The sequence below is a fragment of the Ramlibacter sp. WS9 genome (assembly GCF_003797765.1).
In the GTDB taxonomy this organism is placed as follows: Bacteria; Pseudomonadota; Gammaproteobacteria; order Burkholderiales; family Burkholderiaceae_C; genus Ramlibacter.
Genome location: NZ_RKMB01000009.1, coordinates 39,646 through 64,955 on the forward strand (window position 1 = coordinate 39,646; position 25,310 = coordinate 64,955).

21 protein-coding genes are annotated in these 25,310 nt (G+C 66.0%); 7 read left to right on the forward strand and 14 right to left on the reverse strand.

Annotation, left to right across the window (positions count from 1 at the left end; genetic code table 11):
• Nucleotides 1–9: 9 nt before the first annotated feature.
• From EEB15_RS15055 to EEB15_RS15085, 7 genes are all read right to left on the reverse strand, one after another.
• Nucleotides 10–849, reverse strand: a complete 840-nt coding sequence (locus tag EEB15_RS15055; RefSeq protein WP_141510692.1) for an enoyl-CoA hydratase/isomerase family protein — start codon at nucleotides 847–849, stop codon at nucleotides 10–12.
• On the reverse strand, nucleotides 846–2,537 hold the full coding sequence (locus tag EEB15_RS15060) for a long-chain-fatty-acid--CoA ligase (protein WP_141510693.1): 1,692 nt from the start codon (nucleotides 2,535–2,537) through the stop codon (nucleotides 846–848). The genes EEB15_RS15055 and EEB15_RS15060 overlap by 4 nt, the downstream gene beginning before the upstream one ends.
• Complete coding sequence (locus EEB15_RS15065; RefSeq protein WP_141510694.1) at nucleotides 2,534–3,691, reverse strand: acyl-CoA dehydrogenase family protein; 1,158 nt, start codon at nucleotides 3,689–3,691, stop codon at nucleotides 2,534–2,536. Before EEB15_RS15065 ends, EEB15_RS15060 begins: the two co-directional genes overlap by 4 nt.
• Nucleotides 3,688–4,515: an SDR family NAD(P)-dependent oxidoreductase gene (locus EEB15_RS15070; protein ID WP_141510695.1), complete on the reverse strand. Its 828-nt coding sequence runs from the start codon at nucleotides 4,513–4,515 to the stop codon at nucleotides 3,688–3,690. Before EEB15_RS15070 ends, EEB15_RS15065 begins: the two co-directional genes overlap by 4 nt.
• Nucleotides 4,516–4,562: 47 nt before the next feature.
• The gene (locus tag EEB15_RS15075) at nucleotides 4,563–4,988 is read right to left on the reverse strand and encodes a MaoC family dehydratase (RefSeq protein ID WP_199236541.1); all 426 of its coding nucleotides are present in this window, start codon (nucleotides 4,986–4,988) and stop codon (nucleotides 4,563–4,565) included.
• A gap of 117 nt (nucleotides 4,989–5,105) precedes the next feature.
• The gene (locus EEB15_RS15080) at nucleotides 5,106–5,549 is read right to left on the reverse strand and encodes a MaoC family dehydratase N-terminal domain-containing protein (protein ID WP_141510697.1); all 444 of its coding nucleotides are present in this window, start codon (nucleotides 5,547–5,549) and stop codon (nucleotides 5,106–5,108) included.
• 7 nt (nucleotides 5,550–5,556) lie between these two features.
• Complete coding sequence (locus EEB15_RS15085) at nucleotides 5,557–6,741, reverse strand: lipid-transfer protein (RefSeq protein WP_199236552.1); 1,185 nt, start codon at nucleotides 6,739–6,741, stop codon at nucleotides 5,557–5,559.
• 258 nt (nucleotides 6,742–6,999) lie between these two features.
• Between EEB15_RS15085 and EEB15_RS15090 the strand changes: the two genes are divergently transcribed.
• The gene (locus EEB15_RS15090) at nucleotides 7,000–7,977 is read left to right on the forward strand and encodes a tripartite tricarboxylate transporter substrate binding protein (RefSeq protein WP_233259491.1); all 978 of its coding nucleotides are present in this window, start codon (nucleotides 7,000–7,002) and stop codon (nucleotides 7,975–7,977) included.
• A gap of 51 nt (nucleotides 7,978–8,028) precedes the next feature.
• Here EEB15_RS15090 and EEB15_RS15095 read toward each other — a convergent pair whose 3' ends face one another.
• Both EEB15_RS15095 and EEB15_RS15100 read right to left on the reverse strand, forming a co-directional pair.
• The gene (locus tag EEB15_RS15095) at nucleotides 8,029–9,411 is read right to left on the reverse strand and encodes a sensor histidine kinase (protein WP_158290120.1); all 1,383 of its coding nucleotides are present in this window, start codon (nucleotides 9,409–9,411) and stop codon (nucleotides 8,029–8,031) included.
• A complete protein-coding gene (locus EEB15_RS15100) occupies nucleotides 9,395–10,075 on the reverse strand; it encodes a response regulator (protein ID WP_141510700.1) in 681 nt (226 codons plus the stop codon). The genes EEB15_RS15095 and EEB15_RS15100 overlap by 17 nt, the downstream gene beginning before the upstream one ends.
• 110 nt (nucleotides 10,076–10,185) lie before the next feature.
• On the opposite strand from EEB15_RS15100, the gene EEB15_RS15105 reads away from it, so the two are divergent.
• Both EEB15_RS15105 and EEB15_RS15110 read left to right on the forward strand, forming a co-directional pair.
• Nucleotides 10,186–11,259, forward strand: a complete 1,074-nt coding sequence (locus EEB15_RS15105) for an ABC transporter substrate-binding protein (RefSeq protein ID WP_141510701.1) — start codon at nucleotides 10,186–10,188, stop codon at nucleotides 11,257–11,259.
• Between the two features lie 336 nt (nucleotides 11,260–11,595).
• Nucleotides 11,596–12,504, forward strand: coding sequence for an amidohydrolase (locus EEB15_RS15110; RefSeq protein ID WP_141510702.1), 909 nt, complete (start codon nucleotides 11,596–11,598; stop codon nucleotides 12,502–12,504).
• Between the two features lie 48 nt (nucleotides 12,505–12,552).
• On the opposite strand, the gene cax is transcribed toward EEB15_RS15110, so the two are convergent.
• The 5 genes from cax to EEB15_RS15135 all read right to left on the reverse strand — a co-directional run bounded on the left by cax (nucleotide 12,553) and on the right by EEB15_RS15135 (nucleotide 17,697).
• On the reverse strand, nucleotides 12,553–13,641 hold the full coding sequence (gene cax, locus EEB15_RS15115) for a calcium/proton exchanger (RefSeq protein WP_141510703.1): 1,089 nt from the start codon (nucleotides 13,639–13,641) through the stop codon (nucleotides 12,553–12,555).
• 58 nt (nucleotides 13,642–13,699) lie between these two features.
• Nucleotides 13,700–15,199 carry a tripartite tricarboxylate transporter permease gene (locus EEB15_RS15120; RefSeq protein WP_141510704.1) on the reverse strand — a complete coding sequence of 500 codons (1,500 nt, stop codon included), beginning with the start codon at nucleotides 15,197–15,199 and terminating at the stop codon, nucleotides 13,700–13,702.
• A gap of 1 nt (nucleotide 15,200) precedes the next feature.
• A complete protein-coding gene (locus tag EEB15_RS15125) occupies nucleotides 15,201–15,689 on the reverse strand; it encodes a tripartite tricarboxylate transporter TctB family protein (protein ID WP_141510705.1) in 489 nt (162 codons plus the stop codon).
• Nucleotides 15,686–16,663 carry a tripartite tricarboxylate transporter substrate binding protein gene (locus EEB15_RS15130; RefSeq protein WP_199236542.1) on the reverse strand — a complete coding sequence of 326 codons (978 nt, stop codon included), beginning with the start codon at nucleotides 16,661–16,663 and terminating at the stop codon, nucleotides 15,686–15,688. The genes EEB15_RS15125 and EEB15_RS15130 overlap by 4 nt, the downstream gene beginning before the upstream one ends.
• 62 nt (nucleotides 16,664–16,725) lie before the next feature.
• Entirely contained in the window at nucleotides 16,726–17,697 is a 972-nt protein-coding gene (locus EEB15_RS15135) for a tripartite tricarboxylate transporter substrate binding protein (RefSeq protein ID WP_141510706.1), read from the reverse strand.
• Between the two features lie 214 nt (nucleotides 17,698–17,911).
• On the opposite strand from EEB15_RS15135, the gene EEB15_RS15140 reads away from it, so the two are divergent.
• The 4 genes from EEB15_RS15140 to EEB15_RS15155 are packed head-to-tail and all read left to right on the forward strand — an operon-like array spanning nucleotide 17,912 to nucleotide 25,092.
• Nucleotides 17,912–19,186 carry an ATP citrate lyase citrate-binding domain-containing protein gene (locus tag EEB15_RS15140; RefSeq protein ID WP_141510707.1) on the forward strand — a complete coding sequence of 425 codons (1,275 nt, stop codon included), beginning with the start codon at nucleotides 17,912–17,914 and terminating at the stop codon, nucleotides 19,184–19,186.
• A gap of 11 nt (nucleotides 19,187–19,197) precedes the next feature.
• Nucleotides 19,198–19,986, forward strand: a complete 789-nt coding sequence (locus EEB15_RS15145; protein ID WP_141510708.1) for a substrate-binding domain-containing protein — start codon at nucleotides 19,198–19,200, stop codon at nucleotides 19,984–19,986.
• Nucleotides 19,987–20,037: 51 nt separating this feature from the next.
• Nucleotides 20,038–22,743: a CoA-binding protein gene (locus tag EEB15_RS15150; protein WP_141510709.1), complete on the forward strand. Its 2,706-nt coding sequence runs from the start codon at nucleotides 20,038–20,040 to the stop codon at nucleotides 22,741–22,743.
• 18 nt (nucleotides 22,744–22,761) lie between these two features.
• Nucleotides 22,762–25,092, forward strand: a complete 2,331-nt coding sequence (locus EEB15_RS15155; protein WP_141510710.1) for an NADP-dependent malic enzyme — start codon at nucleotides 22,762–22,764, stop codon at nucleotides 25,090–25,092.
• Nucleotides 25,093–25,310 lie beyond the last annotated feature (218 nt).

A 25,310-nucleotide genomic window follows, 5' to 3' on the forward strand; every position in this document is an offset into this window, starting at 1 on the left:
GGGTGTTGCTCATTTCGTTTCTCCTTGTCTTGCTCCCTCTCCCGCTTGCGGGAGAGGGCTGGGGTGAGGGCTCGGCCATTGGAATGCCGACGGTTCCTTTTCGATGAAGCGGCGGGCCGCCTCGCGGTATTCGGGCGAGAGGAAGGCCAGCGCCTGGGCGTTGGCTTCGGCATCCAGCGCCGCGTCCAGCGCACCCGCATCGAGCGTGTTGCGCTTGAGCAGGCTCACAGCCAAAGCCGAGGCGCCTGCGAAGCTGGCGGCCAGTTCCAGGGCCCGCGCAAGCAGCCGGTCGGGTTCGTGCAGTTCCATCGCAATGCCCAGGCTCAACGCCTCCGGCGCGCGCACTTCACGCGCCGACAGCATCAGCTCCCTTGCGCGCTGTGCGCCCACGACGCGCGGCAATGTGTAGGTGGCGCCGGCGTCGGGTACCAGGCCGAGTTTCATGAACGACATGCAAAAGCGCGCGCGGGGCGTGGCCAGCACGAAGTCGGCCGCCAGCGCCATGCTGAACCCGGCGCCATACGCCGCGCCATCCACCGCCGCGATCAGCGGCTTGTCCAACGCGATCAGCTCGCGCAGCCAGCGGTGCGTCTCCTGCATGCGGGCGCGCCACTCGGCCGGTGTGCGCTGCGCGGAAGCCATGCTGCGAACATCCCCGCCGGCGCAGAACTGCCCGCCGCTGCCCGTGAGTACGACGGCGCGAACGCTGCCGTCCGCGACGACTTCGTTCACGGCGCGCTCGAGGGCATCCTTCATCGCCGCGGAGAACGCGTTGCGAGTGGCAGGGCTGTCCAGCGTGATGACCGCGGTGGCGTCCTGGCGTTCCAGTTTGACGGGTGATTCGCTCATGCGTCCTGCTCCTGTTGTGCGGCGGCCTGCTGCGCTTCCTGCAGCTCACGCCAGAGAATCTTGCCCGTGCCGGACTTCGGCAGCGCGCTCATGAATTCGACGACGCGCGGGGCTTTGTACACGGCCATGCGCTCGCGCGCCCAGTCGACGATCTGCTGTTCGCTGACGTTGCCGCGAAAGGCGGGCTTGAGCACGACCAGCGCCTTGACGCTCTCGCCGCGCTTGCCGTCGGGGACGGCGATGACGCACGCCTCATGGATCGCGGGGTGTTCGTACATCGCGCTTTCCACCTCCGCCGGCCACACCTTGTAGCCGGACGCGTTGATCATGCGCTTCAAGCGGTCGCGCATGAAGAAGTAGCCGTCTTCGTCCATCAGCGCCAGGTCGCCGGTGCGGAAGAACCGCTTGCCGTCGAGCTCGATGAAGGACTCGCGGTCCGCCTCGGGCTTGTTCAGGTAGCCCTTCATCACCTGCGGGCCGTGCGTCACCAGCTCGCCGACTTCGCCTTGCGGCAGTTCCTTCAGGGTGACCGGGTCGATGATGCGCGAGTCGACGCCTTGCGTCGGGACGCCCAGGCACTGGCGCTTGCCGCGTGCAAGCGGGTTGGCGTGCAGGAAGGCGGCGGTTTCGCTGAGCCCATAGGCTTCGTTGTACGAGAGGCCGTAGCGCTGCGCCAGCATGGCCGACACGGCCTCGGGCATCGCCGCACCGCCGCCGGACAGCAGCGCGAGGCTCGTGAGGTCGCGCCGTTCGGTGTCGGGGTGGGAGAACAGGTCGAGCACCATGGCCGGAGGCGCCGTCCAGACCGTGACCCGATGGCGCTCGATCAGGGACGCCGCCACGGCAGCGTTCCAGCGCGGCATCATCACCGCCGTCGCGCCCAGCACGATCGGCATGTTCATGCCGTTCTGCATGCCCAGCATGTGGAAGAGCGGGGCCACGGTCAGCACCACGGATTCGACGTTGAGGCCCTTCCACACTTGCGAAGCCGCCAGCGCGGCCAGCACGGTGGCGTGGGTGTGGACACAGCCTTTCGGGTGGCCCGTGGTGCCGGAGGTGTAGGGCACGACGGCGAGATCGCCGGGCTTGGCGTCATCCCCGCGGACGGAGGCAGCGGGGATGACCGAGACGGCGACGGCGACGGGCCAGGTCTGGCAATCGCTGCGCGTCATGGGCCGCAGCGGTTCCCGCACCCAGTCCGGAGTGTCGTCATCAAAAGTACCGGCCGCATCGCTGTACGAATGCACCAGGATGTGTTCGAACAACCCCGGCTCGAAGTTTTCCAGCAGTTCCTGCGCGACGAACGCGACACGGGCGCCGCTGTCCTGCGCGTAATAGCGAACCTCGACGGCCTTGCTCATCGGGTTGACGGGAACCACGGCAGCGCCCGCGCGCAGGATCGCGTAGAAAGCGATCACGAACTGCGGGCAGTTCTGGCTGGCCAGCAACACACGGTCGCCGGGCATCACGCCCAGCCGCTGCTGCAGGAACCCGGCCAGCGCATCCACTCGCTGCTTGAGCTGCGCATAGGTCGTCTCGCTGCCGCAGTAGACGATCGCGGGCTTGTCCGGGTAACGGCGCGCTGCCGTGTCCAGGTACTCCGGCAAGGTGGCCTGGGGCACGCGCAGTTCGCGCGCCACGCCCTTCGGCCAGAAGCGGAAGTGGGGAGCGCCTTCCCGAACCGTCATTGCTTGTCCAGTGAGCGGGCGATGATTTCCTTCATCACCTCGTTGGCGCCGCCGTAGATGCGGCCGACGCGCACGTCGGTGTACAGGCGTGCGATCGGGTATTCGTTCATGAAACCATAGCCGCCGTGCAGTTGCAGGCACTCGTCGACGATCTTGCAGCAGGTATCCGTGGTCCACCACTTGGCCATGGCGGCGGTGGGCACGTCGAGCTCGCCGCGCATCAGGCGGGCGATGCAGTCGTCCAGGAAGGCCTGCGCCACACGGGCCTGGGTCTCGCATTCGGCCAGTTTGAAGCGCGTGTTCTGCAGGGCCATCAGCGGGTTGCCGAACACGTTGCGCTCGCGCACATAGGCCAGCGTGTCGTCGATGGCGCGGCGCATCGTGGCGACGGCGCCGACGGCGATCAGCAACCGCTCGCGCGGCAATTGCTGCATCAGCTGGGGAAAGCCCTTGCCTTCCTCGCCTCCCAGCAGGTTGGTGGCGGGCACACGCACGTCATCGAAGAACAGCTCGGTCGTGTCCAGCGTCTTCTGGCCCATCTTGTCCAGCAGCGGGCCGCGGCGGAAGCCTGGTGTGCCTTCCGTCTCCACCATCAGCAGCGAGATGCCCTTGGCCCCGCCTTCGGCACCCGTCTTCACGGCAACGCAGACCAGGCCCGCGTGCAGCCCGTTGGTGATGAAGGTCTTGGCGCCGTTGATGCGCCAGTGGTCGCCTTCGAGTTTCGCTTGTGCCTTGATGCGCTGCAGGTCGGTGCCGGCGCCGGGTTCGGTCATGGCGATGGCGGCCACCAGCTCGCCGGTGGCCATGCGCGGCAGCCAGCGCTTCTTCTGCGCCTCGCTGCCGTACGCCAGGATGTAGTGGGCGACGATGCCGCTGTGCACGTTGTTGCTGAACGCCTGCGACATGGAGTACATCTGCTCTTCGCAGATCACCGCTTCGTGCAGGAAGCTGCCGCCGCTGCCGCCATATTCCTCAGGGATGCTGGCACACAGAAGACCAGCGGCGCCCGCCTTGTTCCAGATGTCGCGGTCGGCATGGTGCTGGGCACGCCACCGCGTTTCACGCGGCGCGCATTCGCGCTCGAAGAAGCGCCGCGCGGTGTCGCGCAGCATCTCCAAGTCGGCGTCCATCCAGGCCCGTGCCGCACGGGTCATGGCCGGCCGCCCCCGCACACCAAGACCTGGCCGCTGACGTAGTTGGATTCGGGGATGCAGAACATGTAGACGGCGCCGGCGGCCTCCTCGGGCGTGCCCCCACGGCCCAGCGGGATCATCGCTTCGGCGTTCTTCAGGATCTGCGGGTTCACGCCCACGCGGATTTTCTGACCTTCGATGTCGATGCTGGCGCCCGCATCGGCGTCCGCCTCGGTCAGCCGGGTCTTGATCAGCCCGAAGGCAACGCTGTTGACGTTGACCTTGTAGCGGCCCCATTCCTTGGCCATCGCTTTGGTCAGGCCGTTGATGCCGGCTTTCGCCGCCGCATAGTTGGCTTGCCCGGCATTGCCGTACACGCCCGACGTGGAGGAAATGTTGACGACCTTGCGGAACACGTCGCGGCCCTCGGCCACTTCGCGCTTGTTGGCTTCGCGGATGTAGTGCGATGCGGCACGGAGAATCCGGAACGGCGCCGTCAAGTGCACGGCGAGCATCGCATCCCACTGCTCGTCGGTCATCTTCTGGACCACGTTGTCCCAGGTGTAGCCGGCGTTGTTCACGATGATGTCGACGCCGGCGTAGCTTTCCAGTGCCGCGCCGACGAAGCGGTCGGCAAAGCCGGCGTCCGTCACGCTGCCCACGCAAGCCACGGCTTGGCCACCCGCGGCCACGATGTCAGCCACGGTCTGCTGCGCCGGTTCGGCGTCGAGGTCATTGATGACGACGCGCGCACCTTCGCTGGCGAGCTTCAGTGCGATTTCGCGCCCGATGCCCCGGCCGGAGCCAGAAACCAGTGCGACCTTGCCTTCGAGTTTTCTGTTCATTTCCAATTCCTTTTGCGTAGGGTGGGCACTCGTGCCCACCAGGGATGTCAGGGCCAGGCGACCAGCGCCTCGCCGTTCAATTTGACGGTGCCGTCCTGGTTGGATGTTGTCAGTTGCAGTCGGGCCAGCCGCTGGCCCTGGTCTTCGAATTTCTCGGTGACCTTGCCCGTGCAGGTGATGGTCTCGCCGACTTGGGTGATCGCGGCAAACCGCACATCCAACGAACGGATCGCCGATTGCGGGACCCAGTTCGTCAACAACCGGCCCAGCCACGCCGCCGACAACATGCCGTGGGCGAAGACGTCGGGCACGCCGGCGGACTTCGCGAAGTCTGTGTCGACGTGGATCGGGTTGTGGTCACCCGATGCGCCGCAGTAGAGCGCGAGCGCGAGGCGCGAAATGGGCGGCAGCTGCAGCGGCGGCAGCGTATCGCCTGCGTTGAGGGTTTCCCAAACGGGTAGTGTCTTGTTCATAGCGGCTGTCATTGCGGGCTCGACCCGCAATCCATCTCACTCCGGCAAAAACGTTGGTCAATGAGGCATGGATTCCGGATCAAGTCCGGAATGACAGCCGGGGGGCGGGTTGTCACTTCAGCCATTTCGCAGCACCGTCACACAACGCAGTTCGGCGACGAGTTCATCTCGCTGGTTCGTGACATGCGTCTTGCGCACAACGAACTCCAGTGCACCGTTCTTCTTGTCGTAGATGTCCTCGATGCGCTGCGAGAAGGTCAGCGTGTCGCCGGCATGGGCCATGGCGTGATACGTGAACCCCTGTTCGCCGTGCAACAGGCGCTTGTAGTCCATGCCCAGCAGGTCGCGGATCGCGGCGGGGTTGGGCGATTCCATCTCCATGCAGAACAGGAAGGTGGGCGGTACCGGCAGGCCGGGATGGCCCGCGGCGCGCGCGGCTTCTTCGTCCACATAAGTGGGATCCGTCTGGCCGATTGCCTTCGCAAAGAAGCGCAGCCGGCCCTTCTCCACGTCCACCGAAAAGGCGGGCAGGGTGTGGCCGATGTAGCGGCGGTCGATCATGGCTTGCTCAGACGGCCTGGTAGAGCGTCACGACGCAGGCGCCACCCAGGCCCAGGTTGTGCTGCAGCGCAAGCCGTGCGCCTTCCACCTGGCGCTGGTCGGCCTGGCCGCGCAGTTGCCATACCAGCTCCGAGCATTGCGCGAGGCCGGTGGCGCCGAGCGGATGGCCCTTGGACAGCAGGCCGCCGGAGGGATTGGTGACGACGCGGCCGCCGTAGGTGTTGTCGCCCTCGACGATGAAGCGTTCGGCTGTGCCTTCGGGCGTAAGGCCCAGCGCTTCATAGGTGATCAGCTCGTTGGCGGTGAAGCAGTCGTGAAGCTCGACCACGTCCAGCTCTTCCGGGCCGATGCCTGCGGCTTCGTACACCTGCTGGGCGGCGGCGACAGTCATGTCGTAGCCCACGACCTTGCGCATGTCGCCGCTGTCGAATGTGGAGGGCGTGTCGGTGGTCATCGCCTGCGCCGCGATCACCACGCTCATGTCGAGGTTGTGCTTCTTCGCGAAGTCGGCGGAGCACACGATGGCAGCGGCGGCGCCGCAGGTGGGCGGGCAGCACTGGAAACGCGTGAGCGGATCGAACACCGGCGCTGATGCCATCACCTCGTCCAGCGTCAACGTCTGGCGAAAGACTGCCAGCGGGTTGCGCGCCGCGTGCTGGCGAGCCTTCACCGAGATGCGGCCGAAGGTGTCCTTGCGGATGCCGTACTGGGCGATGTAATCACGGCCGGCACCGCCGAAGAACTGCGGCGCGCGGGGCGCATCGGCCAGGTAGCCTTGCTTCTCGGTCATCGCATCGGCGAAGCGCGCCATCGGCGAGGGCCGGTCTTCGTACGCACCCTTCAGTGCACCGGGCTGCATCTGCTCGAAACCCAGGGCGATGGCGCACTCGACCACGCCGCTTTCCACGGCCTGGCGCGCCAGGAACAGGGCGCTGGAGCCGGTCGAGCAGTTATTGTTGAGGTTGAACACGGGGATGCCCGTCAGGCCCACACCGTAGATCGCGGCCTGCCCGGCGGTGGAATCGCCGTACACGTAGCCGACATAGGCCTGCTGGACCAGCGAGTAGGCGACGCCCGCGTCTTCCAGCGCGAGCTTGGCAGCCCGCGCGCCCATGACGGTGTACGGGTCGCTCTGGCCCGGCTTGGTGAAGGGGATCATGCCGACGCCCACTACGTGGACGGCGCGCTGCATTCGCGTCATGGGGGAACTCCTGGGGTGTTGCCGATGCCCGTAGTCTCCCTCGCAGGTCACCCGCGCTCAATCGCCAAACGCACCAAAGCAGTTGGCGAAAACGATCAGGCAGGCCGGCGCTGGAAAGGTGCGCCTGAAGGTTGACGCCGACGCCGCTTGATCGTTTATGCCAAGCCGAATGGCGGGAAATGCGATTGCCCGCGTTGTCCGTCCAAAGCACTCTTGCGCCCAGCACAACACACAAGAACTGGAGACATCGTGACTACACCGAAGACAAGCCGCCGTGCATTCGTCGCTGCGGCCGCGGCATTCCCTTTCGGATTCGCGGCAGCTCAAGCGAAGTATCCCAGCGGGCCGATTCGCATCGTCGTTCCCTATCCCGCGGGGGGCGCGACCGACACGCTGGCACGAATGATCGCGCAGGAAATGCAAAACACCTGGGGCGGCAGTGTGATCGTCGACAACAAGCCGGGTGCCAGCGGCAACATCGGTGGGCAACTCGTCGCGAAGGCGCCTGCCGATGGCCATACGGTGCTGATGGGGATCACGGCACTCGCGCAACTGCCGGCCATGATGGCCAAGATGCCATTCGATCCGCTGAAGGACCTGGTGCCTGTGGTCGAGGTGGCTCGATCGAACAGCTTCCTGGTCGTTCCGGTGGACTCCCTCGCTTCCAGCATCCGGCAGTTCATAGCGATCACCAAGGCCAGCCCACAGAGGTACAGCTATGGCTCCTACGGCAACGGCACATCGGCGCACATCCAGGGCGAATTGCTGAAGATGCAGGCGGGGCTCGATATCGTGCATGTGCCCTACAAGGGCTCGGCGCCTTTGATCGTGGACCTGCTTGGCGGCCAGGTGACCGCCGGCTTCGTCGACGCCGCAACCCTGGCGCCTCACCTCAAGACCGGAAAAGTCCGCGTGCTCGCCGCGACCGGTGCCCAGCGCAGCCGCATCCTTCCGGACGTGCCGACGTTTTCGGAGCTTGGCTACAAGGATTTCGAAGCGTATGGCTGGTTCGGCATGTTCATGCCGGCCGGGACACCGCCGGCCGTGGTGATGAAATTTTCGGATGAGGCGGCCCGCATCCTCAAGCAGCCACAGCACAAGGCGCGCGTGGAAGCGCTGGGCCTCACGCCAGTGGGCAACAAGCCCCAGGAGTTCGCGCGCACCGTGCGAGGTGACTCAGCCTTGTACGCGAAGATCATCAAGGCCGCCAACATCAAGATGGAGTGAACGGCCTTCAGGCAACTTCGGGTCGGTGTTGCCAAGCCGGAGTCGCATCTCTCAACGTGAGGGCGACTCTTCCGTCGCAGGCCAAAGCAGCTGAATGCACAGGCCCTTGCCATCCGGGCCGTCGTCCAGCGCTATCTGGATCTGGTGGCGATCGCAGATCTCCTGGACGATCGCCAGGCCCAGCCCCGTGCCCTGATCGCCCGAGCTGCTGCCGCGATAGAAGCGCTCGAACACCCTGGCCCGCTCATCGGGCGGAATGCCCGGGCCGTTGTCGATCACGCACAGGCGGGGTCGCCTGTCGTACGTGTCCACCCGCACGGTGACGTGGCCCCCGGACGGCGTATAGCTGACGGCGTTGTGCCCGAGGTTGGCCACGAGTTCGCGCAGCATCACCGGTTCGCCGCGCACCGGCACGGCCACCTCGCCCTCGAAGCCCAGGTCGATCGACTTCGCGCGGGCCAAGTTGAGCAGCTCGAAGGTCTGCTCGCGCGCGAGTTCGGCGAGATCGACCTCGTCGATGTCGAGCGTGCGGCCGGGCTCGCTGCGGGCGAGGCTGAGCAACTGGCTGACCAGCCTCTGGGTCGATTGGGTGGACAAGTGCATGCGATTGAGCACCGCGCGCATGCGGTCCAGGTCAGGTTGCTGCAAGGCGTGATCGACCTGGGCGCGCAACAGGGTCAGCGGCGTCTTCAACTGGTGCGATGCATTGGCGACGAAGCGTTGCTGTGCGTCGCTGAGCTGGCGCTGCCTTTCGGTATGCGCGTTGATCGCATGGATCAGCGGCGCGACCTCGCGCGGGACGCTGCGCGTGTCGATCGGCGTCAGGTCATTCACGCCGCGCGAGCGCACCTCGTCGCGCAGACGCTTGAGTGGCGCCAGGCCGCGCCGGACGCCGAAAGTGATCAGGCCGGCGGCCGCCAGGATCAGCAGCAACTGCATCACCGCGGACTCGGAAACCATGCGGCGCGTGAGCTGGCGCCGCGCGTCCATCGTCTCGGCCACCTGGATGACCAGCGGCCGTGGCGCGGGCGAATCCACCACCGTGCGGGCCAGCGCCACGACACGGATGTTCTGGCCCTTATAAACCGCGTCGTAGAACACCGGCTCGGCGCCCGGCGGTTCGGCCGGCGGCGGCAAGTCCTCGTAGCCGGTGATGTGGCCGCCGTCAGCCGCGCGGGCAACGCGATAGAAGATGCGGTCGTGAGCGTCTGTGCGCAGCATCTCCAGTGCAGCGGAGGGAAGGTCGGCCACGACCTGGCCGTCTTCCACGCCCAGGGTCTCGCCGATCATGAGCGCGGAGCCGAGCAGCGTGCGATCGTAGGCCTCGTGGGCCTGGGCCAGGCTGCGCAGGTAGCCGATGGTGGCAGCCAGTATCCACAGCCCGAGCGTCGGGACGAGCAGCCAGCGCAGCAGCAGGCTACGCAGGCGTGTCATTGGCAGCTTCGAGCACGTAGCCGAGCCCGCGCAGCGTGCGGATGGCCGCGCCACTGCCATCGATGCGGCGGCGCACACGGTGCACGTAGAGTTCCAGCGCGTCGTTGCTGAGGACGGCGTCACTGGTGCGCAGGCGCTGGGTCAGCAGCAGTTTGTTCACCGGCCGGCCGGCGTGGACGATCAAGGCTTCCAGCAGGTCGTGCTCGCGCGGAGGCAAGTCCAGGTGCCGCGTGCCGAGCGCGAAGCGGCGTGACACGGTGTTGAACTCCAGTTCGGCCACGCGCAGCACCGAATCCACCGCGCCGACCGAGCGCCGATGCAGGGCGCGCAAGCGGGCTTCGAGTTCGGAAAGGTCGAACGGCTTGGCGAGGTAGTCGTCGGCGCCGGCGTTCAGGCCCTGCACGCGGTCGTGGGTATCTCCGCTGGCGGTGAGCACCAGCACCGGGACCTTGTTGCCGCGGTGGCGCAGGCGTTGCAGGATCTCGAAGCCGCCCATGCGGGGCAATGCGAGGTCCAGGACGACCGCATCGAAGCTGTGCTGCTGCAACTCCGCATCGGCCAGCACTCCGTCGGAGCAGGACTCGACCTCGATGCCCAGCACGCCGAGCGACTGCTTGAGCGTTTGCACCAGTTGCAGATGGTCCTCAATCAACAAGATACGCATGGCATGCTGGAAAAATCTCTGTCAAACGGGACCGGCCCGGTGTGGCCAATGCAGGATTCACGCAAAAAGCGTACGCGCGCACACTGATAATACTGCTCAGGAGACAAAAAATGCCATTGAACCGCAGGGTGATCGGAGCCGGCTTGCTGGGCCTCGCGGCTAGTTCCGTGACGTCTCCGGCCGTGGCTGGCACGGCCGCTCGGTCCTCCAGCGCCAGTCTCGTGCGGGTTTTCGCGGCGACCGACCGTCACGTGGTACAGCCGCTGATCGACGACTTCGAGCGCAGGCACCCCGGCCTGCGAGTGGACTACGTCGATGCGGGGAGCCTGGCGCTTTACGAGCAGTCGGTGCGCCAGCGGGAAGACGCGCCAGAACGTCCTGACGTGCTGTTTAGTTCGGCGATGGACTTGCAGATCAAGCTGGTCAACGACGGCTATGCCCAACGGCACGAAAGCCCGCATGCGCACCAGCTGCCGAAATGGGCGGTCTGGAAGCACGAAGCCTATGGCATCACGCAGGAACCGGTCGGCATCGCCGTGAACCGCCGGTTGCTCGCCGCAACCGAAGTGCCGCGCACGCGGGCTGCCCTGGCCGCGCTGCTGCTTTCCGATATACCGCACTGGCGCGGCCGCGCCGCCACTTACGATATTGCGCGGGCCGGCCTCGGTTTCCTGATCGCGACCCAGGACGCGATGGCCACGCCAAAGTCCTGGGATGTTGTGCGCGCGCTGGGCCGATGCGACGCGAGCCTGCACGAGGACACGCAAAGCATGCTGGAACGAGTGGCCGCCGGAGACGCGCTGCTCGCCTACAACGTGTTGGGCAGCTACGCGGAGGCATTCGCGCGCAAGCGGTCCGAAATCGCGGTTTCGTACTTCGACGACTACACGCTGGTCGTATCGCGCGTCGCCTTCATCGCGCGCACCGCGCCGAACCCACCGGGCGCCCGCTTGTGGCTCGACTACATGCTGTCGGCTCCGGGCCAGCAATTGCTGGCTGCCTCTGGCGGCTTGTATGGGATCCGGGCCGATTCCGCCCGGCCGCATTCGGCCGCCGCGCTCGAGTCCCGACTGGGCAGGGCGCTCAGGCCGATTGCGTTGGGGCCGGGGCTGCTGGCTCACCTTGACCGCAGCAGGCGGGAAGCCTTTCTGAAGCGCTGGAATCAGGCGGTGCGTCCCAGTTAGGCCGGGTGCCGGCACGCGGTACACCTCATTGGCTTGTCTCCATGGAAGGGGTGGCCGAACGATCTTGCTGCAGCGGCGCGGCGCCAAGCTTTCGGTGCGCTTTCAAATTGCCCGCGGCGATCTCAGTGGTTTCCCCAATCGGGTAATTGATAGGGTCCGATGAAAGAGTTTCGAAAGCGGCCCGGCGCAGCCGCTCCTAGCATTCGCTGGCATCTTCGAGCCACTACCAAGGACAGCAATGAACGTCACCGGCATGCTGCATGGCGCCCGACTCCTGCCTAAACCGCGGGCGCAACATGGACACACGCACGCCGGCATCGCAGTGCAGGTCGTCGCATGAGAACCCCGGTCACACGGCGTGGCTTCAACCGGGCGCTTTTCGGAAGCGCTGCGCTCGCCCTCGCCGGCTGCGCAAAGCCCTTGGTCGCCACCCGGCTCGCGGCCATTGACTGCCATGCCCACGTTTTTCATCGTGATTTGCCGATGCCGGACAAGCGACGCGCCCCAGCCGGGTACGACGCAACCCCGGAGGACTATGTGCGCACGCTGGCAGCCAATGACATGACCCAAGGCGTGCTGGTGCAGCCAAGCTTCCTGGGTACCGACAACAGCTATCTCGTTGCGTCGCTGAGAAAGTACCCTGATCGCTTTCGTGGCATTGCCGTCGTCGATCCAAGCATCGCAAGCGAACAGCTTCAGGTCCTGCAGGATGCCGGCGTTGTAGGCATCCGTTTGAATCTGATCGGGTTGCCCACGCCGGACTTCGCATCGACGTCTTGGAGAGGGCTGCTCGCTCAAGTGCGCCAGCGCAATTGGCAGGTCGAAGTGCATCGATCTGCCCGTGAATTGCGTCCGGTGGTCGATCCGCTGATCGCGGAGGGACTGAACGTCGTGGTCGACCATTTCGGGCGCCCCGACGAAAGGCTCGGTGTCGACGACCCTGGCTTTCGGTACCTGCTGACGTTGGGGCCTTCTCGCAAGGTCTGGGTCAAATTGTCGGCCGCATACCGCAACGGCTCCGCCGGCCGAGGCGAGGCCACCGCGCTCGCCGCCATGCCGCTGCTGCGGAGTTCCTTCGGGCTGGATCGACTCGTGTGGGGCAGCGACTGGCCCCACACGCTGTTCGAGAAAACCGTCGACTATTCGACCCAACGCCGGCTTCTCGATGAGTGGTTGCCGGAGGCCGCCGATCGGATGACTGTGTTGCGCGAAACGCCTGCGCGCTTGTTCGCCTTCTCCAGCTAGGGCGTCCGTCCCAGCGGGGGTCCGCAGCGTCGGGACGCACGGACCCGCTCACGCGGGAAGAAAGAAGAACGCTAGCGCCAGGATCGCGTAGACAGCGAGCAACTGGACGCCCTCCATCCAGTTCGACTCGCCGTCCTGCGAAACGGTGGTGATGATGAAGACCGAGAGGGCGATGGCCACGACCTCGAAGCTGGTGAAGATCAGGTCCATCGGCTGCGGACCGATCACGTAGCTCAAGAAGACCAGCAGCGGGGCGACAAACAGCGCGATCTGGATCGACGAGCCCACCGCGATGTTGACCGCGATGTCCATCTTGTTCTTGAGGGCCATCAGGATGGCGGTCGAGTGCTCGGCCGCGTTGCCGATGATGGCGACGAGGATCACGCCCACGAAGACTTCGGTCATGCCCCAGGTCTTGGCCGTTGCCTGAACCGCACCCACCAAGAACTCGCTCATCACGGCGACGAATGCGGTGGCAACCAGCAGCACCGTGGTCGCCTTGCGGATCGACCAGCCCTCGGTTCCGATCGCATCGTCTGCATCGTCGCCGTGTCCGCCCGCGTAGAGATGCTTATGCGTCTTGAGGGTGAAGAACAGGCTGAGGATGTAGGTCAGCATCAGGATCACCGCGATCTCAAGGCTGAGCTCCTGCTCGCCGGCGTTGGGCTTTCCCTCCACCACGAAGTGGAAGAGGGCTGGAATGACGAGCCCGATCACGGCGAGCGTGAGCATCGTGGTGCCCATGCTCGCGGCGGTCTTGTTGAACTTCTGGGTCGAATACTTGACGCCGCCGAGCACCGCACTCAACCCGAACACGAGAAGGATGTTGCCGATGATCGAGCCGGTGATCGAGGCCTTGACCACGTCGTAGAGACCGGCACGCAGGGCCACGATCGCGATGATGAGTTCGGCCGCGTTACCGAAGGTCGCGTTGAGCAGACCGCCGATACCTTCGCCGACCTTCTCCGCGAGGTGCTCGGTTGCTTTCCCCATCACCCCAGCCAGAGGAATGATCGCGAGACAGGAGGCTATGAAGATCAGAGTCGCGCTCGCGTGCATCAGCTCCAGCACGATCGCAATAGGGACGAAGATCAACAGCACGTTGAGGATGTTCTCTGGCGTCAAAAACTTCTTCATGAGTCCCCCGTACGCCGGTCAGAACCGGCGGGTTGTTCTAGGTGCCAAGGTGAAGGCTTCACGCCACAACCAATTTCCGGCCCGGGAGCCGCTTCCAGATGGGCGGGCCGATCAGTACCAGCGCGGTGACTGCGAACACCCCGGCCGAAATCGGCTGTGTGAAGAAGATCGTCAGATCGCCCTGGCTGATCGCGAGCGCACGGCGGAACTGCTGCTCCGCGAGAGGGCCCAGGATCATGCCGACCAGCACCGGGGCGACCGGAATGTCGTAGCGCCGCATCAGGAAGCCGATCACGCCGATGCCGTACAGCAGCGCCAAGTCGAACCATGAGTTGCGCAGGCCATAGGCGCCGAGTGTGGCGAAGACCAGGATGCCGGCATACAACAGCGGGCGCGGGATCTCGAGCAGCTTGATCCAGATGCCCACCAGCGGCAGGTTCAGGATCAGCAGCAGCACGTTACCGACGTACATGCTCGCGATCAGTCCCCAGATCAGCAGCGGTTGGGTCTCGAACAGCAGCGGCCCGGGTTGCAGGCCCCATTGCTGGAACGCGGCCAGGATGATCGCCGCGGTGGCGGTGGTCGGCAGCCCGAGCGTCAGCAATGGCACCAGGGTGCCGGTGGCCGACGCGTTGTTGGCGGCCTCGGGTCCGGCAACACCTTCGATCGCACCCTTGCCGAATTCCTCCGGGTTCTTGCTCAGCTTCTTCTCGATCGAATAGGACAGGAAGGTCGGGATCTCGGCGCCACCGGCCGGGACGGTGCCGAACGGAAAGCCCAGCGCGGTGCCACGCAGCCAAGGCTTCCAGCTGCGCGCCCAGTCGGCCCTGGTCATCCAGATCGAGCCCTTCATCTTCTCGATCTTGTCTTCCACCTTGTTCAGGTAGGTGGCCACGTACAGTGTTTCGCCGACCGCGAACAGGCCCACCGCGACGACGACCACGTCGATGCCGTCGAGCAGTTCCGGGATGCCCAGCGTGAAGCGCGCCTGGCCGGTCTGACTGTCCAGGCCGATCAGACCGATCGTGAGGCCGAAGAACAGGCTCGCCAGCCCGCGCGCGGCCGAAGCGCCGAGCACCGCGGACACGGTCGTGAAAGCCAGCACCATTACCGCGAAGTACTCGGCCGGCCCGAACTTCAGCGCCACCTGCACCACCAGCGGCGCCATCACCGTGAGCAGGATCGTCGCGATCGTGCCGGCAACGAACGAGCCGATCGCCGCGGTCGCCAGCGCCGGCCCCGCGCGGCCGCGCTTGGCCATCATGTTGCCTTCCATCGCCGTGACGATGGTGGCCGACTCGCCCGGCGTGTTGAGCAGGATCGACGTCGTCGAGCCGCCGAACATTGCGCCGTAGTAGATGCCGGCGAACATGATCAGCGCGCCGGTCGGGTCCAGGCCCGCGGTGGCCGGCAACAGCAGCGCGATCGTCAGGGCCGGACCGACGCCAGGCAGCACGCCGATGGCTGTGCCCAGGGTGACGCCGATCAGGCCCCACATCAGGTTGATCGGCGTCAGCGCGACGGCGAAGCCGGCCATCAATGCTTCGAAGGTTCCCATGTCAGACTCCAAATGGGCCGGGAGGCAGTCGCAAGCCCAGCGCCCGTGTGAACAGGAAGTAGGCCGCGACCGCAAGCGCCAGCCCGACAGCCAGGTCGCGCGCGGCGCGCGTGCTGCCGAAACCGCGCGCAATCAGCACGTACATCAAAGTCGACGCGATGATGAATCCGGCCCAGCCGATCAGCACCATGTGCAGCACGATGCCGCCGCTGATGATCGCCCACGCCATCCAGTCCGGGGCGTCGTGCCCGGGCTGGTCGAGCGGCACGTCGCGCCAGCCGCCAACAAGCGCGTGCCAACCAAGCACCGCGCCGCACAGCGTGAGGCCGGTGCCAATGATGTACGGGAACAGCCGTGGGCCGACCTGCGAGTAGCCCTGGGTCTCGGCGATGCCCTGAGTCTCGTAGATGACGAATGCGCCGATGAGCACCAGCACCAGCGAGAGCATCATCTCGCCGATGTGAACCGAGTTTGGCCGAAGCGTGCTCATTTCTTCACCAACCCGAGATCGGTCACCGTCTTCAGCACCGTCTTCTGCTCGGCCTCGACGTAGGTCTTGAACTCGTCGCCGGCCATGTACAGGTCGAGCCACTCGTTCTTCTTCACGGTGGCCTTCCAGCCGTCGCTCTTGACCATGTCCGACACGGCTTTCACCAGCGCCTGGCGCTGCGCATCGCTGATTCCCGGCGCGGCCATCAGGCCACGCCAGTTGACGAACTCGACGTCGATGCCTTGCTCCTTCAAGGTTGGGGTGTTCACGCCGGCGAGCCGCTTCGGCGCGGTGATCGCCAGCGCGCGCAACTTGCCGGCGGTAATCTGCGCCGCGTATTCGTTGTAGCCGCCCAGGCCGACCGTGATGTGGCCACCCATCGTCTGCGCCAGCACCTCGCCGCCACTGTTGAACGCCACGTAGTTGAACTTGCCGAGCTCGCCGCCGATCGCCTGCACGATCATCCCTGCGGTCAACTGGTCGACCCCGCCGGCCAGCCCGCCGCCCCACGACACGTTCCCAGGATTGGCTTTGTACATCGCGACCAGGTCGGCCATGGTCTGCAGTTTCGAAGCGGTGGATACCACCAGCACTTCGTACTCTCCGGTCAGGCGCGCGATCGGCGTGGCCTGGGTCATCGTGACCGGCGATTTGTTGATGAACACCGCGGAGACCATGCCCTTGCCGGTGATCATCATGGCGTTTCCGTCGCCCTTGTTGCTGTTGATCAACTGCGCCAAGCCGATCGTGCCGCCGGCACCGCCGACGTTGATGATCTGCACACGCTCGGCCAGCTTCGCGCCCTGCATGGACTGGCCGACCGCGCGGCCGAGCTGGTCCCAGCCGCCGCCCGGCGCCGCCGGTACGATGATTTTGTAGTCGGCCGCCTGGGCCGGTGCGGCGAGCGACGCGAGGGTGCCGAGTGCGACGGCGGCGCCGGTGATCCATCGGCGCATGGACAGGGTCTTGGTCATCTTGGTAACTCCGGGTCAGGGTAGATGCCGGACGCAGGCGGATATACCTGTGCCGGCCGGGACTATTTCTTCAAGCCGAGTTCAGTCGCAGCCTTGGCGATGCGCGCCGAGTCCTTCTCGAGGAAGGCCTTGAACTCGTCACCCTGCAGGTACATGTCGGCCCAGTCGTTGCGCTTGAGCGTCTCCTGCCACGAGGCAGTTTTCACCACCTTCGCGACCACATCCTGCAGTGCCTTCTTCTGGGTATCGGTGATGGCGGGCGCGCCGAAGATCGCGCGCCAGTTCACCATGTCGACATCGATGCCGCCTTCGTGCAGGGTCGGGATGTCGACGCCGGCGAGCCGCTTCGGCGCCGAGATCGCCAGTGCGCGCAGCTTGCCCGATTTGATCTGACCGGCGAACTCGCCGTAGCCGCTGATGCCGGCCGCCACATGGCCACCCATGATCGCGGCCTGCGCTTCGCCGCCACCGGCATAGGCGATGTAGTTGACTTTGGCCGGTTCGACACCGGCGGCTTGCAGGATCATGCCGGCCAGCAGGTGGTCGCTGCCGCCGGCGGAGCCGCCGCCCCAGGCCACGCTGCCCGGGTTGGCCTTGACCTGGGCCACGAGTTCCTTCATCGACTGTAGCTTCGATGCCGCCGGCACCACCACGACCTGGTACTCGCCGGTCAGGCGCGCGATCGGCGTCACCTGCGACAGGCTGACCGGCGACTTGTTGGTGATCAGCGCGCCGACCATCACCATGCCGCCGATCATCATCGTGTTGGCGTCACCCTTGCTCGAATTGATGAACTGCGCCAGGCCGATGGTGCCGCCGGCGCCGCCCTTGTTGTCCACGGTCACGCGGGGCACGATCTTGTCGGCCTGCAACGCGGCCTGCAGCGCGCGGCCGGTCTGGTCCCATCCGCCGCCCGGCGCCGCCGGCACCAGGATCTTCAGGCTGTCCAGCGCCATCGCGCTGGGGGCGGTGAGCAGCAGCGCACTGCCGGCGATGGCGGCGAAGAGCTGCCGCGTTGCTTGAGCGATCTTCATTTGGCTTGTCTCCATGGAAAGGGTGGCCGGACGATCTTGCTGCTGCCGCGCGGCGCCAAGCTTTCGCTGCGCTTTCGAATTGCCCGCTGCAATCTCAGTGGTTTCCCGAGTCGGGTAATCGATAGGACCGGATGAAAGAGTTTCGAAAGCGGCCCGCCGCAGCCGGCTCCTAGCATCCGCTCTCACATCAAGCCACTCAGAACGAAGGACAGCAATGAACGTCACCGGCATGCTGCATGGCGCCCGTCTCCTCAAGTTGGCGGGCTTTCCCACCCCGGAAATCCTGGGCCCCGACGCGAGCGAATCGGCCATCAAGGCGTTGATCGCCAAACACGGGCAGGTCTTTGTCAAGCCGGTCTTCAAGGGCGGCGTCGGCAAGAAGGGCAAGGCCGGGCTGATCGGCCGGGCCACCGACCTGAAGACCGCGCTGGCGGAGAAGGAGCGGCTGTACTTTTGCGAACACCGGCATGGCCACCAGTTCGCCAAGTCCAACGGCGTCACCTTCGAGGCCGGCGTGCCCGCCGACCACGAGGTGTACTTCTCGCTCACCGACAACACGCGCTTTCGCGCGCCGACGATGACGCTGACGCACCACGGCGGCGTCGACATCGAGGAGCTGGACAAGACGCAGATCGTCAGCGTGCCGTTCAACCCGCTGACCGGGCTGAAGGCCTTTGTCGTGGCCAACGCGCTGTCCGAGCTGAAGGCGCCCAAGCAGATCATCTCGCCGCTGGTCCAGCACTTGCCGAACCTGTGGGACCTGTTCCACGACTACGGCATGACCACGCTGGAGCTGAACCCGATCCGGCTGCGGCCCGATGCCAAGGGCCGGCTCACGCCGGTGGCCTGCGACTTCAAGTGCGGATTCGACCGCGACGACCCGCGCTGGCAGCGGCTGGACCTGCCGGCCGACCTGTTCGCCGCCGACTATTCCGACTTCGAGCAGGAGATCAACCAACTGCGCACCTACCAGGGCCAGAGCGACGTCTACATCATCAACGACAAGGGCACGATCCTCGCGCCCACCTTCGGCGGCGGCGCCAACTCGCTGGTCACGCAGATGCTCGGCGACGACGCGATCATCTCTTCGGACTTCGGCGGCAACCCGCCGTACGAAAAGATGAAGTCGGTGGCACGCATCTGCTTCAAGCACTGGCTCAAGCAGTCGAACGTGCTCTTCATCATCGGCGGCAAGAGCAACAACACCGACATCTTCGAGACCTTCCGCGCCATGGCCGATGCGCTGCGCGAGCACTTCGGCAAATACGGACCGCAACCGCTGTACCTGGTGGTCGGGCGCGGCGGGCCGAACCTGGTGCGCGGCATGGGTGTGCTGCGCGACACCTGCGACGCGCTCGGCATCCCCTACCGGATCTTCGGCTTCGATTCGGCGATGAGCGAGGTGGTTGACTACGCACGCCGGGTGGACGCCTGGATGAAGGCCGGCGGGCGCCAGCAGGTGGCGACCGCGATGAACATCGCCGCCTGAGAGTGAACGCTATGTCCCTCTTTCGACGCGCCACGCTCCTGTTCGCCGTGTTGGCGCTGGCGGCCTGTAGCGGCCTGCCTGCCAAGCCCGAGGCGAAAACCCTCCATGTGATGACTTCGGGCGGCTTCACCGCGGCCTACAACGAACTCGTGCCACGGTTCGAGCGCGACACCGGGCACAAGGTGAACACCGGCTATGGCGCGTCGATGGGCGCGGCGGCGGATTCGATTCCGAGCCGACTCGGGCGCGGCGAGCCCGCGGACCTCGTGATCCTCGCCCGGCCCGCGCTCGACGCCCTCGTGGCGCAGGGCCATGTGGTGGCGGGCAGCCAGGTCGATCTGGTGCGCTCCCTGATCGGCTTCGCGGTGCGCACCGGAGCGCCGAAGCCCGATATCAGCAGCGTCGAAGCGCTCAAGCGCGCACTGCTCGATGCGCCGTCAGTCGCCTATTCGGCGAGCGCGAGCGGCGTGTATTACGAGACCGAGCTGTTGAAGCGGCTGGGCATCGAGGAGCGGGTGAAACCCAAGAGCAGGCGCGTTCTGAGCGAGCGCGTCGGCACCGTGGTAGCGCGGGGCGACGCCGCGCTCGGGCTGCAGCAGGTCAGCGAATTGCTGCCAATCGAAGGCATCCAGTTCATCGGCGTGCTGCCGGCCGAGGTGCAACGGGTCACGGTGTTCTCCGTCGGCATCACCGTGAAGGCGCGTGAGCCCGAAGCGGCGCGGCAATTGATCGCCTTTTTCAGAGCGCCGGCGGCGGTACCGACGATCGTCAAGAGCGGGCTGGAGCCAGCACCTCAATGACCGCGGTGCGGACACTATTCGGACATTCAAGCGAACGAAAGCGAGAGCGACATGAATCCCTTTAGAAAAAGTGTGGGCGGTTTCAAGTACTTCACCGGTATCGAGTCGCTGGCCCAGATCGCGACCCGCGAAGACCGTGTGTGCGTGCTCAACATCCTGGGCGGGGAATCCAGCGAGGTCACGCCGGTCGGCCACGCCTGGAGCGGCGGCAACGTGGTGTTCGGTACCTCGCCTGGCAGAAGTGGCCAGGTGCTGGAGACGCCTCACGGAAGCATCCCGGTCTACAACAACGTGCGCGAGGGCCTGGAAGCCGGCCACAGTTTCAATTGCGGCGTGGTCTACCTGCCGCCGAGCGCGGCCGACGACGGCGTGGTCGAGCTGATCCGCGTCAATCCCGAGCTCACCAAGATCTTCATTCCCACCGAGAAGATGAGCGTGCACGACGCGCGCGAGATCCGCGCGATGGCGCAGGCGCGCGGCATCGACATCTTTGGCGGCAACAGCCTGGGCGTGGCCGACTCGTGGAACCAGGTTCGCATCGGCGGCGCGCTGGGCGGCGACAGCCCGGGCGACTCGCTGAAGAAGGGCACGGTCGCCATCCTGTCCAACTCGGGCGGCTTCACCACCACCATCGCGCAATACCTGCGCATGGGCGGCTGGGGCACCACCACACTGGTTTCGTCGGGCAAGGACGTCTACATCCACTACGCCGCGCCCGAGTTCGCCTTCGCACTGGGCAACGACGATCGCAGCAAGGCGGCGGTGCTGTACTGCGAACCCGGCGGCTACTACGAACTCGACGCCGAGTTCACCAAGCCCGTGGTGGCCTGCGTGGTGGGGCGCTGGAAGAGCAAGCTCACACGCGCGGTCGGCCATGCCGGCGCGATGTCGGGCGGCGGCGATGACGCGGCCTCGAAAGAGCGCTGGTTCATGGAGAAGTTCGGCGTGGATGCGCTGTACACGCCCGAGCGTCCGGTCTGCTCGGCCAAGGGCGCGGTGGTGACCAACATCGCCGACATTCCCGCAGCACTCACGGCGGTGATGGCCGCCAACGGGGTCAAACCCGACTTCGCGCCGGAAGGCACGATGGAGTTGAAGGCCTGGTTCGGCTCGAATGCGGGCGCAAAGATTCCTTCCGAGCTGGACCTGCCCACGGTGCGCGCGGTGGCGCCGTACGACGTGCAGGTCAAGGCACTGGCGCTGCAGGTGGGGGCCACGTTCGCACGCGAGGCGTTGAAGGACGCATCGGGCGTCTCACAGATGGACGCCAAGACACAGGTGACTCGCCTGAATGGCGTGTCGGTGCTCGACGCGGCGCAGTACACGCTGGAAGGCAACGTCGGGCTGGCCCTGCTGAAGGAGCCGGGCGGAGAGAACGACCGGATGCTGGTGAGCGTCGCGGTGGGCGCATACCTCAACCTGCATGGCGAGGTCACGCTGGCGGCCGCGCAGGCCGCCCGCGAGGCCGGCAACGCACCCAACGCCGTGCTGGCGGCGGCGCTGGCGATCATGGGACCACGGCGCACCGATCCGGCCCGCGCGATCGCGCACGAACTGATCGCGCGCTTCTCGGCGGCGGGCCTGAAGGACGCGTTGGACGAAAGCTTCGCGCTGGGTGGCGTGCTGGAAGCCGGCGCCGCTTCGATGCTGGGGGCCGCACCCGATCCGCGCGCCGAGGCCATGCTCGAAGGACTGCGTGTGCGCGGCGCGCGCTCGGTGTTCCTGCGCTTTCTCGAGCGCCTGGGTGGACACCCCACCGCAGACGCGGTGCTCGCCGCCATCACCACCACGCTGGGGTGGGGCCCTCTGATGCGCAAGCGTGTGTCACGCCTGACAGTGGAATGCCTGCCGGCGTGGATGCAGTTGTTCGGCACATCAATCGGCGCCTCGGTCGATGCGTCCCGGCACGAGGCGACGCGCTTTTGCGGGATCTCCGAAGCCGATCTGCTGGGTGCCCGCTCGCTCACCGAAGTCGCTTGCGTCGCGCTCCTGCATGAGCAACCGCGCCCCGGGGACCTGTTCGCCTTCCAGACGCTGGTGGGCCTGCTGCTGTCGAACGGTCCGGGCACGATCTCCGCTCAAGGTGCCAAGGGGGCCGTGTCATCCGACGGGCCGGAGCAGCCCGAACGCGTGCAGCTCAATAAAGGGATGATCGGTTTCCTCACCCACTGCGGATACGCCCATGGGGGCAACGGCTACGAAGGCGTGGCCTTCCTGCTGGAACAGTTCAGGGACAGCGGCCTCACCGATCCGGGCAGCAAGTCGCACGGCGCGGATGTCGGCGCGCTGGCGGCGCGCTATGTCGAATCCTATGCACGCTACAAGGCCGACAAGAAGAACAGCGGCAACCTGGACATCCAGAAGATTCCGGGCGTGAACCATCCCGTATTCAAGGACAAGCCGGTCAACCACGATCCGCGCGAGGTGTTCATCGCGGAGTTGATGGGCAAGCGCGGCGAGTACAACGTCTTTCACGAGTTCTATCGCGCGTTGGTCCAGAAGCTCTATGACGAGGGCGTGTCGCGCAATGTGTATTGCGTGAACATCGACGCGGTGATCGCGGCCTTATTGCTCAAGACCGTGTGGCCGGCGTACCGCGCCGGCACGATCAAGGCCGATGCGCTGGAGACGGCGGCGTTCACGATCTTTCTCTATGCCCGCATGCTCGGCTGCGCGGCCGAGATCGACGACCACCTCAACCGCGGCCGCAACATGGACACGCGTACGGCTGCCTCGGCCGTGCGGTTTTTGGCTTGACTTCGCGAGAAGAAAATCATGAGTGACACACTGAAGCAAGACGCCCTCGATTACCACCGCTACCCGACGCCGGGCAAGATCTCGGTGACGCCCACCAAGGCGATGGCCACCCAGCGCGACCTGGGGCTGGCGTATTCGCCGGGCGTGGCTGAAGCCTGCCTGGCCATCGCCGAGGATCCGCGCGAGGCGGGCAACCTCACGGCCCGCAACAACCTGGTCGCTGTCATCACCAACGGCACGGCCGTTCTGGGCCTGGGCAACATCGGCGCGCTCGCCGGCAAGCCGGTGATGGAAGGCAAGGGCTGCCTGTTCAAGAAGTTCGCGGGCATCGACGTGTTCGACATCGAACTGGACGAGCTCGATCCGGACAAGCTGATCGACACCATCGCACGGATGGAGCCGACTTTCGGCGGCATCAACCTGGAAGACATCAAGGCGCCCGAGTGCTTCTACATCGAGAAGAAGCTGCGCGAGCGCATGAAGATCCCGGTGTTCCATGACGACCAGCACGGCACGGCCATCGTGGCGGCGGCAGCGATCCTGAACGCGCTGCGGCTGGTCAAGAAGGACATTGCCGAGGTCAAGCTGGTGTGCTCCGGCGCCGGCGCCGCGGCCATCGCGTGCCTGGACCTGATCGTCAGCCTGGGCCTGAAGCGCAGCAACGTTCTTGTGGTCGACAGCAAGGGCGTGTTGTTCGCCGGCCGTGAAGGGATGGACGCCAGCAAGGCGGGCTACGCGCAGGAAACCCGCGCTCGCACCCTGGCCGATGCCTGCGAGGGCGCCGATTTGTTCCTGGGCCTTTCTTCCGCCGGTGTGCTCAAGCCCGAGATGGTCAAGACCATGGCGCGCGACCCGATCATCCTGGCGATGGCCAACCCGGACCCGGAGATCAGCCCCGAAGCGGCGGTGGGGGCGCGTCCCGACGCGATCCTGGGGACCGGGCGTTCGGACTATCCGAACCAGATCAACAACGTGCTGTGCTTTCCCTTCATCTTCCGCGGCGCGCTGGACGTCGGCGCCACGACCATCAATGAGGAAATGAAGCTGGCGACAGTGCGCGCCATCGCCGACCTGGCCCACGCCGAAATCCCGGAATCCGTGGCCAAGGCCTACGGTGGCGCGGGCCTGCGCTTCGGCCGCGATTACCTGATCCCCAAGCCCTTTGATCCTCGGCTGATCGAAGCAGTGGCGCCCGCCGTGGCGCGGGCCGCCATGGACTCGGGTGTCGCCACGCGACCCATCGCCGACATGGAGGCCTACCGCGCCGGCCTCGCGCGGTTCGTCTACCGCTCGGGCTCGGCCATGCAGCCGGTGTTCGCCGCCGCGCAAAAAGCGCCCAAGCGCGTGGTCTATGCCGAGGGCGAAGACGAACGCGTGCTGCGCGCGGTGCAGATCGTCGTCGATGAGGGCCTGGCGTGGCCGATCCTCGTGGGCCGCCCGTCGGTGGTGGAACAGCGCATCCAGGACTACGGGTTGCGCCTGGCGCCGGGCCGCGACTTCGAGTTGGTCGATCCCGATACCGACCCCCGCCTGCCGCAGGCCGCCCAAGCCTACTACCAGCTCACGCGACTGAAGGGCGTCACGCCGCTCGCGGCCGAGTCCGCGTTGCGCCGCAATCCCACGGTGCTGGCCGCGATGCTGGTGCACCGCGGCGAGGCCGATGCCTTGCTGTGCGGCATGTGGGGCGGCTTTCGCGGCCACCTCGACGTTGTGGGCGACGTCATCGGGCAACGTCCGGGCGTCGAGACACTGGGGGCGATGAACATGCTGATGCTGGCCGAGCGCACGCTGTTCATCTGCGACACCCACGTCAACTACGATCCGAGCCCGCAGCAGCTCGCCGAGATCGTCGTGCTGGCTGCCGACGAAGTTCGCCGCTTCGGCGTGGTGCCGCACGTGGCCCTGCTGTCGCATTCGAGCTTCGGCAGCGACGACACGCCCAGTGCGCGCAAGATGCGCCGCGCGCTCGAGTTGATCCGCTCGCTCAAGCCCCGCTTCGAAGTCGAAGGCGAGATGCACGGCGATGCGGCCCTGTCCAAGGAATTGCTGGACCAAATGCATCCGGGTTCGGCCCTCTCGCGTGACGCCAACTTGTTGGTGATGCCCACACTGGACGCGGCCAACATCACATTCAATGTGCTCAAGGCCACTGCGGGCCACGGCATCACCGTGGGGCCCATCCTGCTGGGCCTGGCCAAGCCGGCCCACATCCTCACGCCCACGGCCACCGTCCGGCGCATCGTCAACATGTCGGCGCTGGCTTCAGTGGATTGCGCATCGGAATGGTCCAGCCGCACGGCGACTTCCGTGCTCTCGAAGATCCGGGCCGGTGCGGATGAGCTTGCGTAGCGCGCCTCCGTAGTAACCCGCAATCACGCGCGCGACAAACCATACGCCGCACGCGGCGTCATTCCGGCACTTCGTTCAGGGTCCCACCCGCTGGGACTGTGAATGTCCTGAGAAAACAAGGACTTAGCAACGAGTCAACCCCTCCACACGCCCTGGCATGCCGATTGCGAACTACTTGGCATGCGTGTGGCGGGTGAAGCGACATACGCCAGACCAAA

What these genes read in the sequence shown, in the direction of transcription:
- EEB15_RS15055 (WP_141510692.1), bottom strand. Translation starts at nt 849, where the DNA reads ATGAGCGAATCACCCGTCAAACTGGAACGCCAGGACGCCACCGCGGTC.
- EEB15_RS15060 (WP_141510693.1), bottom strand. Translation starts at nt 2,537, where the DNA reads ATGACGGTTCGGGAAGGCGCTCCCCACTTCCGCTTCTGGCCGAAGGGC.
- EEB15_RS15065 (WP_141510694.1), bottom strand. Translation starts at nt 3,691, where the DNA reads ATGACCCGTGCGGCACGGGCCTGGATGGACGCCGACTTGGAGATGCTG.
- EEB15_RS15070 (WP_141510695.1), bottom strand. Translation starts at nt 4,515, where the DNA reads ATGAACAGAAAACTCGAAGGCAAGGTCGCACTGGTTTCTGGCTCCGGC.
- EEB15_RS15075 (WP_199236541.1), bottom strand. Translation starts at nt 4,988, where the DNA reads ATGAACAAGACACTACCCGTTTGGGAAACCCTCAACGCAGGCGATACG.
- EEB15_RS15080 (WP_141510697.1), bottom strand. Translation starts at nt 5,549, where the DNA reads ATGATCGACCGCCGCTACATCGGCCACACCCTGCCCGCCTTTTCGGTG.
- EEB15_RS15085 (WP_199236552.1), bottom strand. Translation starts at nt 6,741, where the DNA reads ATGCAGCGCGCCGTCCACGTAGTGGGCGTCGGCATGATCCCCTTCACC.
- EEB15_RS15095 (WP_158290120.1), bottom strand. Translation starts at nt 9,411, where the DNA reads ATGACACGCCTGCGTAGCCTGCTGCTGCGCTGGCTGCTCGTCCCGACG.
- EEB15_RS15100 (WP_141510700.1), bottom strand. Translation starts at nt 10,075, where the DNA reads ATGCGTATCTTGTTGATTGAGGACCATCTGCAACTGGTGCAAACGCTC.
- EEB15_RS15105 (WP_141510701.1), top strand. Translation starts at nt 10,186, where the DNA reads ATGCCATTGAACCGCAGGGTGATCGGAGCCGGCTTGCTGGGCCTCGCG.
- EEB15_RS15110 (WP_141510702.1), top strand. Translation starts at nt 11,596, where the DNA reads ATGAGAACCCCGGTCACACGGCGTGGCTTCAACCGGGCGCTTTTCGGA.
- cax (WP_141510703.1), bottom strand. Translation starts at nt 13,641, where the DNA reads ATGAAGAAGTTTTTGACGCCAGAGAACATCCTCAACGTGCTGTTGATC.
- EEB15_RS15120 (WP_141510704.1), bottom strand. Translation starts at nt 15,199, where the DNA reads ATGGGAACCTTCGAAGCATTGATGGCCGGCTTCGCCGTCGCGCTGACG.
- EEB15_RS15125 (WP_141510705.1), bottom strand. Translation starts at nt 15,689, where the DNA reads ATGAGCACGCTTCGGCCAAACTCGGTTCACATCGGCGAGATGATGCTC.
- EEB15_RS15130 (WP_199236542.1), bottom strand. Translation starts at nt 16,663, where the DNA reads ATGACCAAGACCCTGTCCATGCGCCGATGGATCACCGGCGCCGCCGTC.
- EEB15_RS15135 (WP_141510706.1), bottom strand. Translation starts at nt 17,697, where the DNA reads ATGAAGATCGCTCAAGCAACGCGGCAGCTCTTCGCCGCCATCGCCGGC.
- EEB15_RS15140 (WP_141510707.1), top strand. Translation starts at nt 17,912, where the DNA reads ATGAACGTCACCGGCATGCTGCATGGCGCCCGTCTCCTCAAGTTGGCG.
- EEB15_RS15145 (WP_141510708.1), top strand. Translation starts at nt 19,198, where the DNA reads ATGTCCCTCTTTCGACGCGCCACGCTCCTGTTCGCCGTGTTGGCGCTG.
- EEB15_RS15150 (WP_141510709.1), top strand. Translation starts at nt 20,038, where the DNA reads ATGAATCCCTTTAGAAAAAGTGTGGGCGGTTTCAAGTACTTCACCGGT.
- EEB15_RS15155 (WP_141510710.1), top strand. Translation starts at nt 22,762, where the DNA reads ATGAGTGACACACTGAAGCAAGACGCCCTCGATTACCACCGCTACCCG.